This is a genomic window from Pseudomonas parafulva NBRC 16636 = DSM 17004, assembly GCF_000730645.1.
Lineage (GTDB): Bacteria > Pseudomonadota > Gammaproteobacteria > Pseudomonadales > Pseudomonadaceae > Aquipseudomonas > Aquipseudomonas parafulva.
Genome location: NZ_BBIU01000014.1, coordinates 127,509 through 145,114, shown reverse-complemented (window position 1 = coordinate 145,114; position 17,606 = coordinate 127,509). Strand labels below are relative to the sequence as shown.

The following is a 17,606-nucleotide window of genomic DNA, read 5'->3' as shown; positions in this document are numbered from 1 at the left end:
GTGCCTGGCACCCCCGGCAACCAACACAACGCCATACAAGGTTCACACCCGTGGTAAATGCAGCAACAACCCAACCCGCGCCGATCATCAACCGCCTGGTGGTGGTCGGCCTGGGCCTGATCGGCGGCTCCTTCGCCAAGGGCTTGCGTGAAAGCGGCCTGTGCCGCGAAGTGGTCGGCGTCGACCTGGATGCCCCGTCGCGCAAGCAGGCGGTGGCCCTGGGCGTGGTCGACCGCTGCGAAGACGACCTGGCTGCGGCCTGCGTGGGCGCCGATGTCATCCAGCTTGCCGTGCCCATCCTGGCCATGGAAAAGCTGCTGGGGCTTCTGGCTGGGCTGGACCTCGGCCAGGCCGTGATCACCGACGTGGGCAGTGCCAAGGGCAATGTGGTGCGGGCTGCCCGGGCAGCCCTGGGCGAGCGTGTGGCGCGCTTCGTGCCTGGCCACCCGATTGCCGGGTCCGAGCAAAGCGGTGTGGAGGCCTCCAACGCCGCCTTGTTCCGCCGGCACAAGGTCATCCTTACCCCGCTCGCCGAAACCGACCGCGCCGCCCTGGCCATCGTCGACCGCCTGTGGCGCGCTCTGGACGCTGACGTTGAGCACATGCCCGTCGAGCGCCATGACGAGGTGCTGGCTGCCACCAGCCACCTGCCGCACCTGCTGGCCTTCGGTTTGGTCGATTCGTTGGCCAAGCGCGATGAAAACCTTGAAATCTTCCGGTACGCTGCGGGTGGCTTTCGCGATTTCACAAGAATCGCCGGCAGCGACCCGACCATGTGGCATGACATCTTCCTTGCCAACCGCGACGCTGTGCTGCGCACGCTTGATACATATCGCAGCGATCTCGACGCCTTGCGCGACGCGATCGCTGATGGGGACGGGCACCAGTTGCTGGGTGTGTTCACCCGCGCTCGGGTTGCCCGCGAGCATTTCAGTAAAATCCTGGCCCGCCGGGCCTATGTGGACGCTATGAACGCCAACGATCTGATTTTCCTGGCCCAACCCGGTGGCCGCCTGACCGGGCGAATCCGCGTACCGGGCGACAAGTCGATTTCCCACCGCTCGATCATGCTCGGCTCGCTGGCCGAAGGCACCACCGAGGTCGAGGGCTTCCTCGAGGGTGAGGACGCCCTGGCGACCCTGCAGGCATTCCGTGACATGGGGGTGGTCATCGAAGGCCCCAACCACGGTCGCGTGACCATTCACGGTGTGGGCCTGCATGGCCTCAAGCCGCCACCCGGGCCGCTGTACGTCGGCAACTCGGGCACCTCCATGCGCCTGCTGTCTGGCCTGCTGGCCGGGCAGGCGTTCGACGTCACCATGACGGGCGATGCGTCGCTGTCCAAGCGCCCGATGAACCGTGTGGCCAACCCGCTGCGCGAAATGGGCGCGGTGGTTGAAACCGGGCCGGAAGGCCGCCCACCGCTGACCATCCGCGGCGGCCACCCGCTCAAGGGCCTGACCTACACGCTGCCGATGGCCAGTGCGCAGGTCAAATCCTGCCTGCTGCTGGCGGGCCTGTACGCCGAAGGCAAGACCACCGTCACCGAGCCTGCGCCTACCCGTGACCACACCGAGCGCATGCTGCGCGGCTTTGGCTACAGCGTGGACACCAACGGCCCGGTGGCGTCGCTGCAGGCTGGCGGCAAGCTCACCGCTACCCGTATCGAAGTGCCGGCCGACATCTCGTCGGCGGCGTTCTTCCTGGTGGCGGCCTCGATTGCCGAAGGTTCCGAGCTGGTGCTGGAGCATGTGGGCATCAACCCCACCCGTACCGGTGTCATCGACATCCTGCGCCTGATGGGCGGCGACATCACCCTGGAAAACCAGCGTGAAGTGGGTGGCGAGCCGGTGGCCGACCTGCGCGTGCGCGGCGCACGCCTGAAGGGTATCGACATCCCTGAAGCGCTGGTGCCCCTGGCCATCGACGAGTTCCCGGTGCTGTTCGTGGCCGCGGCCTGCGCCGAGGGGCGTACCGTGTTGCGGGGCGCCGAAGAGCTGCGGGTCAAAGAGTCCGACCGTATCCAGGTGATGGCCGACGGCCTGATCACCCTGGGTATCCAGTGCGAACCCACCCCTGACGGCATCATCATCGAGGGCGGCCAGCTGGGCGGCGGCGAAGTGCACGGCCACGGCGACCACCGCATTGCCATGGCCTTCAGCGTGGCATCGCTGCGCGCCAGCGCGCCTATCCGCATCCACGACTGCGCCAACGTTGCCACGTCGTTCCCCAACTTCCTGGCGCTGTGCGCCGAGGTGGGCATCCGCGTGGCGGAAGAGGGCAAGCCGTGAACGCGCCTACGCCAGTCATCACCATCGACGGGCCGAGCGGCTCGGGCAAGGGCACCGTTGCCGGGCTGCTGGCCCGGGAGCTGGGCTGGCGGCTGCTGGACTCCGGCGCGCTGTACCGTCTGCTGGCGTTCAACGCCAGCAACCATGGCGTGGACCTCACCAATGAAGAGCTGCTGACCCGCCTGGCCGCTCATCTGGATGTGCAGTTCATTGCCGCCCAGCCCGGTAAGCTTCAGCAGATCATTCTCGAGGGTGAGGATGTCAGCAACGTCATCCGTACCGAAACCGTCGGCGCGGGTGCCTCCCGGGTGGCCTCGCTGCCGGCCGTGCGTGACGCACTGCTGGTGCGCCAGCGCGCCTTCCGCGAGGCGCCTGGCCTGATTGCCGATGGCCGTGACATGGGCACCGTGGTGTTTCCCGACGCGCCATTGAAAGTGTTTCTCACCGCCAGTGCCGAGGAACGGGCCCGCCGCCGTTACCTGCAGTTGAAGGGCAAGGGTGAAGATGTTAGTCTGTCGAGTCTGCTAGATGACATTCGTGCGCGCGATGAGCGCGATACCCAGCGTGCAGTGGCCCCGCTGAAACCAGCGGCAGACGCCATTCAGCTGGATTCCACCGAATTGTCCATCGATCAGGTGTTGCAACGTATCAGGAGCGAGCTCGCACTGCGCGATCTCCTCTGATAACCAGGAAGGCAGGCAGGTGCACCAGTCATCGTCCTGCGGGCTTTCCTTTACTTAAAACGAACCCACATTGTCTGGAATGTGGTGATGGGCGTTTGTTTCGCCCGAATCTACAGGAATTAAAATGAGCGAAAGCTTTGCAGAACTCTTTGAAGAAAGCCTGAAAACCCTCAATCTTCAGCCGGGTGCCATCATCACCGGTATCGTTGTCGACATCGACGGCGACTGGGTTACCGTACACGCTGGCCTGAAGTCCGAGGGCGTCATCCCGCTCGAGCAGTTCTACAACGAAGCTGGCGAGCTGACCATCAAGGTCGGTGACGAAGTGCACGTTGCGCTGGACGCGGTCGAAGACGGCTTTGGCGAAACCAAACTGTCCCGTGAAAAAGCCAAGCGCGCCGAGTGCTGGATTGTTCTGGAAGCAGCTTTCGCCGCCGAAGAAGTGGTCAAGGGCGTTATCAACGGTAAGGTTAAAGGCGGCTTCACTGTCGACGTTAACGGCATCCGTGCGTTCCTGCCGGGCTCCCTGGTTGATGTCCGCCCAGTGCGCGACACCACCCACCTGGAAGGCAAAGAGCTGGAATTCAAGGTCATCAAGCTGGACCAGAAGCGCAACAACGTTGTTGTTTCGCGTCGCAGCGTGCTGGAAGCCGAGAACTCCGCCGAGCGCGAAGCCCTGCTGGAAACCCTGCAGGAAGGCCAGCAAGTCAAAGGTATCGTCAAGAACCTCACCGACTACGGCGCATTCGTGGACCTGGGCGGTATCGACGGCCTGCTGCACATCACCGACATGGCTTGGAAGCGCATCAAGCACCCATCGGAAATCGTTAACGTTGGCGACGAAGTCGACGTACGCGTTCTGAAGTTCGACCGTGAGCGCAACCGCGTTTCGCTGGGTCTGAAGCAGATGGGCGAAGATCCGTGGGTTGCTATCACTGCCCGTTACCCAGAAGGTACTCGCGTACAAGCGCGCGTTACCAACCTGACCGACTACGGCTGCTTCGCTGAGCTGGAAGAAGGCGTTGAAGGTCTGGTACACGTTTCCGAAATGGACTGGACCAACAAGAACATCCACCCGTCGAAAGTCGTTCAGGTTGGCGACGAAGTGGAAGTCATGGTTCTGGACATCGACGAAGAGCGTCGTCGTATTTCCCTGGGCATCAAGCAGTGCAAGTCCAACCCATGGGAAGACTTCTCCGGCCAGTTCAACAAGGGTGACAAGATCACCGGTACCATCAAGTCGATCACCGACTTCGGTATCTTCATTGGCCTGGACGGCGGCATCGACGGCCTGGTTCACCTGTCCGACATCTCCTGGAACGAAACCGGCGAAGAAGCCGTGCGTCGTTTCAAGAAGGGCGACGAGCTGGAAACCGTCATCCTGTCGGTCGACCCAGAGCGCGAGCGCATCTCCCTGGGCATCAAGCAGCTGGAAGACGATCCGTTCTCCAACTTCGTTGCTGTCAATGACAAGGGCGCTATCGTCAAGGGCATCGTGAAAGAAGTTGACGCCAAAGGCGCCATCGTCACCCTGGCCGACGACATCGAAGCCACTCTGAAAGCTTCCGAAATCAGCCGTGACCGCGTTGAAGACGCGCGTAACGTTCTGAAGGAAGGCGAAGAGATCGAAGCCAAGATCATCAGCGTTGACCGCAAATCCCGCGTTATCAGCCTGTCGATCAAATCGAAAGACGACGCTGAAGAGCGTGAAGCCATCCAGAGCCTGAAAAACGCTCCGGAAGCGGCTGCCGACACCACCATGGCTGCGCTGCTGCGCGAAGCAATGGCCAAGCAGAACTGAGTTCTGTTTGATCGGTAAAAAGGGCGACCCTCGGGTCGCCCTTTTTTTCGCCTGGAATTTGTAGTGGGGGCGTAAGTTTTGTGGTGGTGCCTAGGTTCAGCGCCGCCTGCGCCGGGTATCCAGTCACATGCTGCAACCGTGATTACCGCTTTCATCCTTGCACCGCAGCTAGGCTGTACCAGCACGCACATTTTCAAGGATGAGCACAATAACCAACCCTCATGGCTGTCGATTACGCCGTGCCCGCTGCTCGGTTCCGGGCAGGCTTTATACGCTGACCACTGTTACCCACCGCCGTCGGCCATTATTCGATGATTTCCAGTACGCCCGCCTGGCCGTCCACAACATGCGTCATGCTCAACATAAACAGCACTGCCACTCATTAGCCTGGGTTGTAATGCCAGACCATGTGCACTGGCTGCTCGAATTGAAGGACGCGACGCTGAGCATGCTGATGCAACGCTTCAAGTGCCAGACAAGTAATGCCTTGCGCAAGGCCGGAGTGAAGGCCTCGCCGATCTGGCAGGCAGGCTATTACGATCGAGCCCTGCGTCGTGAAGAGGATGTTGTCAGGTTAGCGAGATATATCGTGGCCAATCCGATTCGGGCGGGGTTGGTTACCAGGGCCGGTGATTATCCGCACTGGGATGCGGTTTGGCTTTGAGCAGGTGGCGGGCGTACGGCGCATCGCCATTTGTGCACGCGCCTGTCACAGGCGTAACTGGCCAAAAAACGTAGGAGCGAGCGCAGCTCGCGATGCGCCGCGCAGGCGGCGCTTGATCTCCCAGCCACCGCAACTCGCCCGCCATACACCCCGGCGCCACCCCCAACCCCTAACCCGCAAGAGCAATATCGTAAAGTTCCAATCTTGAATTTTTTTATTAAGTCAAGAACCACCCTGTTCAAATCCCTCCATGCGTGCTACAACCTGATTAAGCAATGATCTAGCTGCTTGATAACGAAGGGAAAAATATGACGAAGTCGGAGCTGATCGAACGTATTGTCACCCATCAAGGGCTGCTTTCGTCCAAGGACGTAGAGCTGGCCATCAAGACCATGCTTGAGCAGATGTCACAATGCCTTGCCACTGGGGACCGCATTGAAATTCGCGGCTTTGGCAGCTTCTCGCTGCACTATCGCGCGCCGCGCGTAGGCCGCAACCCCAAGACCGGCCAGTCGGTCAGCCTCGAAGGCAAGTTCGTCCCGCACTTCAAGCCCGGCAAGGAATTGCGTGATCGGGTCAATGAAGAAGACGAGGCCGAAGCCTGATCAACCAAGGAGCCATACAATGCGTAACCTGAAGCGCGCCGTCACTCTACTGTTCGTGCTGCTGCTGGCAGCCGTGGTGCTGTTTTTCGTACTGGAAAACCAGCAAACCGTAGCCCTCACCCTGTTCAGCTGGACGGCCCCCGCTGTGCCGGTCGCTGTGGTGGTGCTGGCCGCTCTGGTCGTAGGCTTGGCAATCGGCCCACTGTTGGGTGCGTACGGCGTACAACGCAGCAAACGCAAGATCAGGGCATCAGCCCGGGAAGCTGCCCTGAACGGTAATTAAGGAAATTTCCTACCCTCTTTTAGGAAACGCCCACCTTTGCATGCGCTGGCTGAAATGGAGTAATTGCCCCCTTCGTTTTCGGCCCCAGCGAGCGCGCCCCGCATGGAATTCCCAAGCCTCTCCCACCATGGTGCAGTCCGTGGTGTCACCGGCTCGTGTCACCAACTGCACATTGCTACCGGTGTAAGCCTGCTGGTCGACTGTGGCCTGGAGCAGGGCGCCGATGCCATACCACAGGCGGACGCCTCAGCGCTCACATTCGATATCGAGGGCGTCCGTGCGCTGATCATCACCCATGTGCACCTCGACCATGTTGGCCGCATCCCCGCACTGCTCGCCGCTGGTTATCGCGGGCCGATACTGTGCACCGAGCCCTCTGCCAAGCTGCTGCCACTCGTACTTGAAGACGCCTACAGGCTGGGTATCAGCAGCGACCCTGCCCATGTGTCCACATACCTTGAATTGGTGAGCACCCTGCTGGTGCCACTGCCATTTGAACAATGGCACCCAGTGCTGGAGCAGCCCGACATAATCTGCCGGGTTCGCCTGCAGCGCGCAGGCCACTTGCTGGGTTCGGCCTACGTGGAATGCGATATCCAGTACGGCCAGGCCAGCCGGCGTTATGTGTTCTCAGGCGACCTCGGCGCAGGCAACAACCCATTGCTGCGCCCTCTGCAGCCCCCGGAGCGGGCAGATGTGCTGGTGCTGGAAAGCACCTACGGCGACCGCCTGAACCCAAAACCCAGCGACCGTGTACACAGGCTGGAAGCAGCTATCGACCGGGCATTGGCAGACCAGGGCACCATTCTGATCCCGGCTTTCAGCCTGGGTCGTACCCAAGAGCTGCTCTACGAATTGGAAGAGGTGCTGCACCGCAAAGCGCTGTTGGGCAGTGCAGGCGGTTCTCCAGACGGCGAGCCCGTCGATTGGTCGCAACTGCCCATCATCCTCGACTCGCCGTTGGCCCAGCGCATCACGGCCGTGTATCGAGAACTACATGCATTCTGGAATGAAGAGGCGAGGGCGCGGCGTGCTGCCGGCCGAGACCCGCTGGCCTTCGGTCAGCTGATCTGCGTGGATACCCATGCCCGCCACCAACAGGTGGTCAACTACCTGAAAAGCACCGGTCGCCCGGCCATCGTGATTGCCGGCAACGGTATGTGCTCGGGTGGGCGAATTGTTAATTACCTCAAGGCCATGCTTGGCGATCGGCGGCATGAGGTGATGTTCGTCGGGTATCAGGCCAGGGGTACGCCAGGGGCGGTAATACAGGCCGCCGAAAGGGGGCAAGGATTGGTGCAGGTTGACCTGGATGGACGCCGGTACGATGTCCGTGCGAATGTGGTCACGTTGAGCGGGTATTCGGGGCATGCGGACCGAGCGGGACTGGTTGATTTCGTCCAGGGCATCTCGGAGCCGCCGAGCATGATAGTTTTGGTGCACGGTGAGCAGCGTGCCAAACTCGCTCTAAAGCAAGCCTTGCAGGGTAGCCAAATACAGCAATCGAGGCAGGGCCGTGTTGTTATTGCATAACGCTAATCAAGAGTTGCCTACGATGTGGGCGGGCTGGAGGCTGGTCTCGCTGAAGGGATATTGCTTTGGCGTTGCCGGCCGCCCCTTGAGCAGAACCAAACAGCAATCTCTGATATCCTACGCGACTATGCTCGTTATCTTGCCCAAGGATGGCGCAGGAGTGATAGCGTCCGGCGGGGCAGATGGAGGGCGTCGTGGTTATGATAGCGGTTTCCAGAACCTGGATTTAGATACCATTTCTGCCGCAGCCTGTCATTCTGGCAACCGTTTAAGGATTAGACTATGCAATTGATTCCCGTGATCCTTTCCGGTGGCGTTGGCAGCCGTTTGTGGCCCGTTTCCCGAGAGGCTCATCCCAAGCCTTTTATGACGTTGCCAGACGGGCAAAATCTCATTCAGAAGACGTTTCTTCGAGCGGCTGGGTTGGAAAATGTTGCTGAAATTCTGACGGTCACCAATCGGGAGCTTCTATTCAAAACCGAGGATGAATACCGCGCTATCAATGATGTAGGTTTGCCTCAAGGCTATATCTTAGAGCCGTTCGGCCGCAACACCGCAGCAGCGGTAGCGGTCGCGGCATTGCAGCTGCGCCGGCTGTACGGCACGGAGGCGCTCATGTTGGTCTTGGCTGCCGACCACTTGATTAGCAAACAAGTGGCGTTCCGCAATGCGGTGGCTGAAGCTACACAGCTCGCATCTAATGGATGGCTAGTCACCTTCGGCATCAACCCGTGCTATCCCGAAACTGGCTTTGGCTATATCGAAGCAGCCGTCGATGGTGCGCTTGGCAACGGTCTGAAGGTAGCGCGGTTTGTCGAAAAGCCGGACCTTGAGACAGCGCAGGCCTATATCGCGGCCGGCAATTACTACTGGAATGCCGGAATCTTCTGCTTCCAGGTCGGCTCGGTGATTGAAGAGTTCAAGCAGCATGCGCCGGACGTTCTTGAAGCGGTCGAGCGGACATTTGAATCCTCACGTTGCTCTACCGCCAGTGGTTACTCCTGCCTTGCTCTGGACGTTGAGTGTTTTGCCACGGTCCCCAACATTTCCATCGATTATGCGCTGATGGAGCGATCTCGTAAGGTCGCCACCATTCCATGCGATATCGGCTGGAGCGATATCGGCTCCTGGAGCGCGGTGAGTGAATTGACCCCGTCTGACGAATGTGGAAACCGCTTCGACGGTGAGGTGGTGGCCTATGGTGCCCAGAATAACTTTGTTACCACTGAGAACCGCCTCGCTGCCTTGGTAGGCGTTGAAAACCTGCTGGTGGTAGACACTCCGGACGCCTTGCTCATCGCTCACAAGGACCATGCGCAAGATGTCAAACATGTCGTCACGAGACTCAAAGCTGAAGGGCATGCGGCGCACATGTTGCATCGCACGGTGCACCGTCCTTGGGGTACATACACAACGTTGGAGGACGGTGATCGTTTCAAGATCAAGCGCATCGTAGTCAAGCCTAAGGCTTCGCTGTCACTGCAGCTGCACCATCATCGCAGCGAGCACTGGATTGTCGTCAGCGGGATGGCTGTCGTGGTCAATGACGAGCAAGAGTTGATGTTGAACACCAATGAGTCCACCTTCATCCGTGCTGGTCATAAGCATCGTCTGCGTAACCCGGGTGTAATTGACTTGGTACTGATCGAGGTGCAGAGCGGTGAATACCTTGGCGAAGACGACATAGTCCGTATTGAAGACAACTACGGGCGCTGTGACATCTGAGTAACGAGCGCAGCGGGGCAAGCGTGTGGGACCGATAGTGACTGCGCCAGCATCCTGAGCATCGTTGGAAGGCAATTGATCGGCCAAATAGAACCGAATTTTATTAAGACACATAGGAGGGTTAAGAGATGGCAATTAGCTACCAGTCCTCCATAGGCTTGGAGGATAGGGTGCCTGAGGTTGCGATCCTGATGTGCACCTACAATGGTGCGCCGTTTCTGAGGGAGCAACTAGACTCGTTCGCCGCACAGACGTACAAAAACTGGGCACTCTATGTGTCCGACGACGGCTCTAGTGACGCTACCGGCCAGATCCTGGCCGAGTATCAGCAGCGTTGGGGGGGGGGGCGGTTGCAAGTCTTTGACGGGCCGCGTCAGGGATTCGCAAAAAATTTCATATCCTTGCTCAAGCGCCCAGAGGTACAAGCGCGCTTCTACGCTTTTAGTGATCAAGACGATGTCTGGTTCAGTGACAAGCTGGAACGAAGTCTCGCTAAGCTGGTCACAATGTCGCTTGAAAAGCCGGCGCTTTATTGCTCTCGAACGCAGTTGGTTGATAGCGACCGTAATGCGACAGGGTATTCACCTCTTTTTACCAGGCAACCATCTTTTCAGAATGCGCTGGTTCAGAGTCTGGCCGGCGCTAATACCATGATGATCAACCAGCGAGCCCGCAGCTTGCTGGTGCAGCTACCTGAAGATGCCAGTGTCGTGGCGCATGACTGGCTTGCCTATATTTTGGTAACAGGGTGTGGTGGCTTAGTGCTTTACGATTCTCAAGCGAGCCTTGAGTATCGTCAACACCCCCACAATTTGATCGGAGCCAACAATACCTTAACTGCACGACTGAACCGTTTGCGCAAAATGCTGTCAGGCCGTTTTGTAAGCTGGAACGACGCCAACCTGGAAATACTCCGCGCCATGAGGCCGCTGTTAACTCAGGAGAACCGCACCATTCTGGCTCATTTTGAAAAAGGGCGGCATCTTGGCTTTGCAGCTCGCCTTTGCGCACTGCGTCGCTCGGGCGTCTACCGTCAGACTTTGGTGGGCAACGTCACGCTCATGATCGCTGCGTGTTTGGCCCGGATTTGAGTGCATCATTACAGGTTGGGGTGTTCGCAAGCGATATCCTCGTGCCACCCGTTTTTTGGAGATAAGCAGCACATGAAAGCAACACAGCAAGCCATACCGGAGGTGATCCTCTTCGAACCTAACGTTTTTGGCGATGAACGAGGTTTTTTCTTCGAGAGCTTTAACCAGAAGGTGTTCGATGAGGTGGTGGGCCGCCCGGTAAACTTCGTTCAGGATAATCACTCCCGTTCGGTGAAGGGTGTGCTACGGGGTATGCATTATCAGATCCAGCAACCCCAGGGCAAGTTGGTTCGGGTTGTACAGGGCGAAGTGTTCGACGTAGCTGTCGACATGCGTAAAAGCTCAAAGACCTTCGGCAAATGGGTGGGTGTTCACCTGAGCGCTGAGAACAAGCGTCAGCTCTGGGTGCCAGAAGGCTTTGCGCATGGTTTCGTTGTGCTGTCAGAAACCGCTGAGTTCCTTTACAAAACGACCGATTTCTACGCGCCGCAGTACGACCGCAGCCTAGCTTGGAATGATCCGACCGTAGCCATCGAGTGGCCCTATGAAGGGGAGCCTGCATTGTCGAGTAAAGATCAGAAGGCAAGCGCTTTTGTCGATGCCGACGCCTACGCCTGATACTGCCGATCTTCGCAAGCCTAGCACTTTCACGCAGGTGGGAGCGGCTGGGTGTACTTGGCTGCTTGGCGCACCGATATTTTGCTACATGCTCCGAGGTAACTGAATGAACCCGCATTCACAGGCCCCCGTTTCACCGTGGGCACTGGTAAGCAATCTCTGGCATTACCGCCGGTTGATTCTACAAATGACACGCCGAGAAGTAGTTGGCCGCTATAAAGGCTCCGTGATGGGGCTCTTGTGGTCTTTTCTGACGCCATTGTTCATGCTGGCGGTTTACACTTTCGTTTTTTCAGTGGTTTTCAAAGCTCGCTGGACAACGTCCCCACATGAAAGCAAGGGCGATTTCGCCGTATTGTTGTTTGCCGGCATGATCGTGCACGGGCTGTTTGCCGAGGTATTGAATAGGGCGCCTGGGTTGATCTTGGCAAACGTTAATTACGTCAAAAAAGTGGTTTTTCCGCTTGAGATCTTACCGGTCATCTCGATGTGTACTGCGCTGTTCCACACCAGTGTGAGTTTACTGGTGCTGATGTGCGCTATCGTCTTCGTCAATGGTGAACTTCACGCAACCATGCTCTTTATACCATTGATAGCGGTGCCCTACATCATATTTGTACAAGGCTTGGCGTGGGCACTGGCTTCGTTGGGCGTGTACTTGCGTGATGTGGGTCAAACTATTGGCATCATCACTATGATCATGCTGTTCATGTCACCGGTATTCTTCCCGATCAGCTCGCTGCCGGTCGAGATGCGCCCCTTCATGGAGGCCAACCCGCTGACATTTATCATTGAGCAACTCCGGGATGTATTGATTTGGGGCCATATGCCGAACTGGCTAGGATTGGCGAAATACTCGCTCATGGCTTTGATGACTGCTTGGTTTGGTTATGCATGGTTCCAAAAAACGAGAAAGGGATTCGCTGATGTCCTCTAACCGCCAGCAGCAGAGTGACGCAGCGATCGTCGTTAGCGGTGTATCGAAGTGCTTTCACATTTATGCCAAGCCACAAGACCGGCTCAAGCAGTCAATCCTGCCTCGTTTGCGGCGAGGGCTTGGGATGCAGCAGAAAGCATACAGCCGGGAGTTTTGGGCACTGAAAAATGTGTCGTTTACACTCAATAAGGGAGAAACGCTAGGTATTATTGGCCGCAATGGCTCTGGCAAATCGACCTTGTTGCAGCTAATTTGTGGCACATTGAGCCCTACCCATGGCCATGTTCAAACATATGGCCGGGTAGCGGCATTACTGGAGCTGGGTGCGGGTTTCAATCCGGAATTCACTGGCCGCGAGAACGTTTACCTCAGTGCAGCGTTCTATGGTTTGTCCAAAGAGCAAACGGACGAGCGGTTCGACGATATCGTGAATTTCTCCGAGATCAGGGATTTCATAGATCAGCCAGTGAAGACTTACTCCAGCGGTATGTTTGTGCGGCTGGCATTTGCGACTATTGCGCATGTGGATGCCGATATTCTCATCATCGATGAGGCACTGGCCGTTGGGGATGCTATTTTTACCCAAAAGTGTATGCGTTTCCTGCGCAAGTTTAAAGAAGAAAAAACCCTATTGTTTGTCAGTCACGATAGTACGTCGGTAATTGCGCTGTGCGACAAAGCTCTTTGGTTGGCGGATGGTGAGACCAGAGAGCTCGGAGAAGCCAAGCAGACTTCGGAACACTACCTGAACTTTATCCTCGGTGCCACGCAAGACAAACAGCTCCTGGATAAGACGCATGCTTCTGCGACAGCCCGGAAACTTCGGGAAATCTGGGCGGGGGGGCTGCCTTACGAGAGTGCTGGCCCGCTGAGCCTGTTCCAGCCCAACTTGCAGGCTTCAGCGCAGACAGACCCGTTGGGAGCGCAGATAAATTACGTAAACGTTACCGCTGAAGACGGCAGTGACATCAGGGCGCTCAAGGGCGGCGAGGTTGTAACGCTGACGATTCGCGCGGTTGCCTACACAGAGTTGAGAAAACCGGTGCTGGGTTTTTATGTCAAAGATCGGCTTGGGCAGTTTCTGTTCGGGAGCAACACGCTGAGCATCAAGGACCGCTTGCCCCCAGTAGCTGCGCCTGGCCAAGCGTTCAAGGCGGAATTCACCTTCCCCATGCCATGGCTCGCCGGCGGGGACTATTCGATTCAGGTTGCCGTCGCTGACGGTACACAGCAAGACCATACTTCACACCACTGGATTCACGACGCTGTTATCTTCCATTCAAGCCAGGATCCGTCGGCATCGGGATTGATCGGTATTCCGATGTTGGACATTCAGTTAAGTATCGACACCGAAACAGGTCTATAAATGCACCTCCCTGCACATAATTATAGTCGGCTCTTTCTTGAGACCTACCGCAACAACCTGCCTGTTGGCGCCAACGTCGTCGTCATGGGTGCGCAGCACCTGGGTGACTCGCCTAAGGACCTCTGCTCGCAAGGCTTCAAATACACTTGCGTCGATGCAGCTCAGGGGCTTGGCGTGGATATCGTCTTGGACGATGTCGCTGCCCTGCCGTTTGACGCCGAGAGCGTAGATGCCGTCATTTGCAGTTCGATCTTTGGGCACGCGGATATGTTTTGGGTGGTGTTCAATGAATTCCTGCGTATTCTCAAACCATCAGGGCTCTTGTGCATCATCGCGCCTAATGAAGGTAGCCTTCAGCGCCGGCCGTTGGATTGTTGGCGTTTCTACCCGGGTGCAGGCAAGGCGCTGGTAAATTGGGCTCAGCACAGCGGGTACCCCGCTGTGTTATTAGAGTCGTTCGTCGGGCCGCAGGCGGCCGGCGATCAGGCCGTAAACCAGCATGCATTCGTTAGCGTTTTTGCTAAGAATGCAGCTGTGGCGACCCAGTTCGACAGCCGTATGTTCAATACGCAGCCCGAGTTTAACAATGCGCTGCTGGATGGCTCGATTGAATTGCTCAATCCGCAGGAGATCCCAGCGCACGCTCGATTGCTTGATCAATTGCGCGAAGAAAACGCAGCGTTGCAGGGGAGCCGTCAATTCTTACGGGCGCAGCTAGCCGAGGCACAGCAGGCGCCGCAGCAGTTGCACGAGCAACTGGCTGATGTTACGAGTGCTCCTGAACGTCTCCAAGAGCAACTGCAGGCGCAATTAGCCGAAGCCAGGAGTTCTCTTGCTGAAGCCCAAGTCGCCATTGCCGAAGCGCACAGCGACTTGGCCGCTGCCCGTGTGGATCAGGAAGCGCTGGCAGCGCTTCGTGATGAGGTGGTCAATGTGCGCAACGATTCTGCCAAGGCTCGGGAAGAAAGCACCAGCCTAAAGCATCAGTTGGCGTTGAAGGACGAACAGGCCAAGCGGTCTGCAGATGAATTTGCCGGCATCGTACAGGGCATTCACCGTTCCAGCAGTTGGAAGGTTACCGCCCCTATGCGCGTGCTTTCGCGGGCGGTGCGCGGGCAGCGTCCGCTAGTAGCCGGTGGGCTGCGCGCTCGGGTATTGGACCAGATCAAGCCGTTGTACTGGGCTATTCCGCATAAGTACCGCAACTCTCTGCTGAACTGGGGCTATCGAAACCTGGCATTCGTGTTCCGGGGTAGCCCGCACTACGAGATGTGGAAAAACGGCAGCCAGCCGCACATGGAGTCTGTAGACAATACGCTTATCACGCTGGAGGGTATTCTGCCGGCAGAGCAAGTCGAAGGTAGAGTCGCCATTCATTTGCACATGTACTATGAGGACTTGGCGGGTGAATTTGCTGGCTACCTCAGGAATATGCCTTTTGCTTATGATCTCTATGTGTCGGTAAAGGATGCCGAAGGTCAGCAGGCCTGCCAAGCAGCCTTCGCGCAGTTACCCAACTGCGAGACGCAGATCTTTCAGATAGTGGACAATCGCGGTCGTGACATCGCCCCGATGTTCGTCACTTTCGGAGAGGCGCTACGCGGCTACGATTACGTGGCTCACCTGCATAGCAAGAAATCGTTGTACAACGCAGGAGCAACCGAGGGCTGGCGCCAGTATCTGGCGGGTAATCTGTTGGGCAGCACAGCCACCATCCGCAGGATTTTTACCCTGATGACTGGCGGCAAGGGCATCGTCTATCCACAGAACTTCAAATCCGTACCCTGTCAGGCCAATACCTGGCTCGCCAATAAAGGGATGGGCGCCGCTTGGTGCACGCGTCTGGGGATCGCACCCGTACCGCAGGGGTATTTTGACTTCCCTGCAGGATCCATGTTCTGGGCCCGAGGCGACGCTATGCGGCCTCTATTCAACGCTGGCATCACCATCGAAGACTTCATCGAAGAGGCGGGCCAGACCGACGGGACATTCGCGCATTGTCTTGAGCGGCTGCTAGTGCTCAGTGCACGTAAGCAAGGCTTGCAACCTGGCATCATCCAGGACACCGAGAACCCTACGTGGTCGTCGTGGCGTCTTGACCAGTCTGTGGGTCGCCCGTACGAGTGGATGATAGGGCAATTTTCCAACCCGGCTATTAAATGCATCGGGTTCGATATTTTCGACACGCTGTTAATTCGCCCTCTAATCGATGCGGAAACCACCAAGCATATCGTAGCGGCCAACTTGCCCGAGCATCTATCCGAATTGTTCCGAGATTATCGGGTGCTGGCAGAAAGCCAAGCGCGCAAGCATAAAGGCAAGGATGTCGATCTGGATGACATCTACCAGGCGTTTGCGCAGCTCAGTAAGCTTTCGCAGGAGGATGTCCACACCATTCGCAAGCTCGAGGAGCATACAGAGTATAGATCGTTGTCCGCTCGTAGCGGCGGAGTTGAGCTGTTCGAGGCGGCGAAGGCAACAGGCAAGCCGGTGGTGTTAATCTCCGACATGTTCCTGCCCAAGGCTCTGATCACCCGAGCATTGAATGCAAATGGCGTAAACGGCTGGTCAGAGTTCTACCTGTCGAACGAAGTGGGGTTACGCAAGGACACCGGTCAACTTTACGACCATGTTTTGCACGCCTACCGCCTGCAGCCGGCCGAGTTCATCATGGTAGGTGATAACGAACGCTCGGACCTGCAGATTCCCTGTGATAAAGGCTGTGTTGGATTGCATATTTTGCGCCCAACAGAGTTGGCCAGGGGCACGCCTCGCCTGCGTAGCATTGTCGAGAAGTACGAGTTCGCCCACGAGCTGAACGCCGAATTGACTCTGGGGCTGCTGTTCCAGCATAACTTCGCCGCAGTGGTTTACCCCAAACTGAATCCTGGATCGCTATTCCACGCCACGCCGTACAACGTCGGCTACAGCCTGGTCGGCCCGATGCTAACCGGTATGGCGCAGTGGTTGATCGACAATGCCCGGAGCGATGGTGTTGAGCAGCTTCATTTCTTGGCCCGAGAGGGCCAGCTGATGAAAGCCGTTTACGACGTTTGGGCTGGGAATGTCAGCGATGCCCCGCATTCGAAGTACTTGGTCGTTTCTCGCCGTACCTGCAGCGTGCCGCTGCTAGCCAACCTGGAAGATGTGCTGGCCCTCGGCAAAGGCGACTACTACCTGAATACCGCAAGCAACTATTTGCTTGAGCGGTTCGGCTTAACCTTGAGCGATTCGGTTTGGCATGAGCTCCAAACCGATTTGAATGTAGGCCGGGATACCCAAGTTGAGGTGCGCAATGGCAACCTCACCGTGCTGCAGCCGGTGTTAACCAAACTGGCCGAAACCATCTTCAAGCAGGCAGAGCAAGAGCGTGAAGCACTGGCCCTGTATTTGAAGACCATGGGGTTGATGGGTGGCCAGCGAACCGCGGTGGTGGACGTTGGCTATGGCGCCACTATTCAGAACTATCTGTGCAAACTTACCGGGCAGAAGCTCAGTGGCTACTATTTGGCCACTGACGAGCGTTCGATCCCTGTGGCCGAACAGCACGGCGTGATTGTGCGTGGTTGCCTGATGCATAACGTAGAGCACAGCTTGGCGGCACCCATCATGTACCTGCGTAGCTTCGAGCTTGAAAAATTGCTGAGCTCCAGTGATGGGCAGGTTGTGAAGTACACCTCTACGGATGGTGTGAACGTAGAGGCCCACTACCGTGAGCTATCGGTCCAGGAGCGTGATGGTGATGCATTCAGGAACGACCTGCGCAACGGCGTACTTCAGTTTGCCAGGGACGCGGTGCAGGTGCGTACTCAGTTGCTGGGCAGTTTTGCGCCATCGATTGAGGTCAGTCGGGCGATTGCCGATGAGTTTTTCTCGAAGCACTCTACCGACGAGCTGAAGTTGCTGGGCGAAGTCATGCTGGATGACCATTACTGCGGGCGTGGTGTGGTGTAGCAAGCCAAGGTGAAGGGCTGACCAGCAGCCCTTCACCTTAACTCGCTAGTAGGGG

At 57.5% G+C, this 17,606-nt stretch carries 13 protein-coding genes; all 13 read left to right on the top strand.

Going from position 1 to position 17,606, the window contains the following annotated elements; genetic code table 11:
- Nucleotides 1-50 precede the first annotated feature (50 nt).
- The 13 genes from PPA02S_RS11140 to PPA02S_RS11080 all read left to right on the top strand — a co-directional run bounded on the left by PPA02S_RS11140 (nt 51) and on the right by PPA02S_RS11080 (nt 17,551).
- Nucleotides 51-2,291, top strand: coding sequence for a bifunctional prephenate dehydrogenase/3-phosphoshikimate 1-carboxyvinyltransferase (locus PPA02S_RS11140; protein ID WP_028634701.1), 2,241 nt, complete (start codon nt 51-53; stop codon nt 2,289-2,291).
- Entirely contained in the window at nt 2,288-2,974 is a 687-nt protein-coding gene (gene cmk / locus PPA02S_RS11135; protein WP_028634702.1) for a (d)CMP kinase, read from the top strand. Before PPA02S_RS11140 ends, cmk begins: the two co-directional genes overlap by 4 nt.
- A 124-nt stretch (nt 2,975-3,098) precedes the next feature.
- Nucleotides 3,099-4,775 carry a 30S ribosomal protein S1 gene (gene rpsA / locus PPA02S_RS11130; RefSeq protein WP_003252673.1) on the top strand — a complete coding sequence of 559 codons (1,677 nt, stop codon included), beginning with the start codon at nt 3,099-3,101 and terminating at the stop codon, nt 4,773-4,775.
- Between the two features lie 208 nt (nt 4,776-4,983).
- Nucleotides 4,984-5,439 carry an REP-associated tyrosine transposase gene (locus tag PPA02S_RS11125; RefSeq protein ID WP_028634703.1) on the top strand — a complete coding sequence of 152 codons (456 nt, stop codon included), beginning with the start codon at nt 4,984-4,986 and terminating at the stop codon, nt 5,437-5,439.
- Between the two features lie 308 nt (nt 5,440-5,747).
- Nucleotides 5,748-6,044, top strand: coding sequence for an integration host factor subunit beta (ihfB, locus tag PPA02S_RS11120; protein ID WP_003252675.1), 297 nt, complete (start codon nt 5,748-5,750; stop codon nt 6,042-6,044).
- Between the two features lie 19 nt (nt 6,045-6,063).
- Nucleotides 6,064-6,327 carry a lipopolysaccharide assembly protein LapA domain-containing protein gene (locus PPA02S_RS11115; protein WP_028634704.1) on the top strand — a complete coding sequence of 88 codons (264 nt, stop codon included), beginning with the start codon at nt 6,064-6,066 and terminating at the stop codon, nt 6,325-6,327.
- A gap of 102 nt (nt 6,328-6,429) precedes the next feature.
- Nucleotides 6,430-7,860 (top strand): MBL fold metallo-hydrolase RNA specificity domain-containing protein, encoded by a 1,431-nt coding sequence (locus PPA02S_RS11110; protein WP_028634705.1) that lies wholly within the window; start codon nt 6,430-6,432, stop codon nt 7,858-7,860.
- Between the two features lie 282 nt (nt 7,861-8,142).
- Entirely contained in the window at nt 8,143-9,585 is a 1,443-nt protein-coding gene (locus PPA02S_RS11105; protein ID WP_028634706.1) for a mannose-1-phosphate guanylyltransferase/mannose-6-phosphate isomerase, read from the top strand.
- A 128-nt stretch (nt 9,586-9,713) separates the two neighbouring features.
- Entirely contained in the window at nt 9,714-10,676 is a 963-nt protein-coding gene (locus PPA02S_RS11100; protein ID WP_080667882.1) for a glycosyltransferase family 2 protein, read from the top strand.
- Between the two features lie 72 nt (nt 10,677-10,748).
- Entirely contained in the window at nt 10,749-11,294 is a 546-nt protein-coding gene (gene rfbC, locus PPA02S_RS11095) for a dTDP-4-dehydrorhamnose 3,5-epimerase (protein ID WP_028634708.1), read from the top strand.
- Between the two features lie 106 nt (nt 11,295-11,400).
- Nucleotides 11,401-12,231, top strand: a complete 831-nt coding sequence (locus PPA02S_RS11090; protein WP_028634709.1) for an ABC transporter permease — start codon at nt 11,401-11,403, stop codon at nt 12,229-12,231.
- Nucleotides 12,221-13,597 (top strand): ABC transporter ATP-binding protein, encoded by a 1,377-nt coding sequence (locus tag PPA02S_RS11085; protein WP_028634710.1) that lies wholly within the window; start codon nt 12,221-12,223, stop codon nt 13,595-13,597. Before PPA02S_RS11090 ends, PPA02S_RS11085 begins: the two co-directional genes overlap by 11 nt.
- Complete coding sequence (locus tag PPA02S_RS11080) at nt 13,598-17,551, top strand: rhamnan synthesis F family protein (RefSeq protein ID WP_028634711.1); 3,954 nt, start codon at nt 13,598-13,600, stop codon at nt 17,549-17,551.
- The last annotated feature ends 55 nt before the right edge of the window (nt 17,552-17,606 follow it).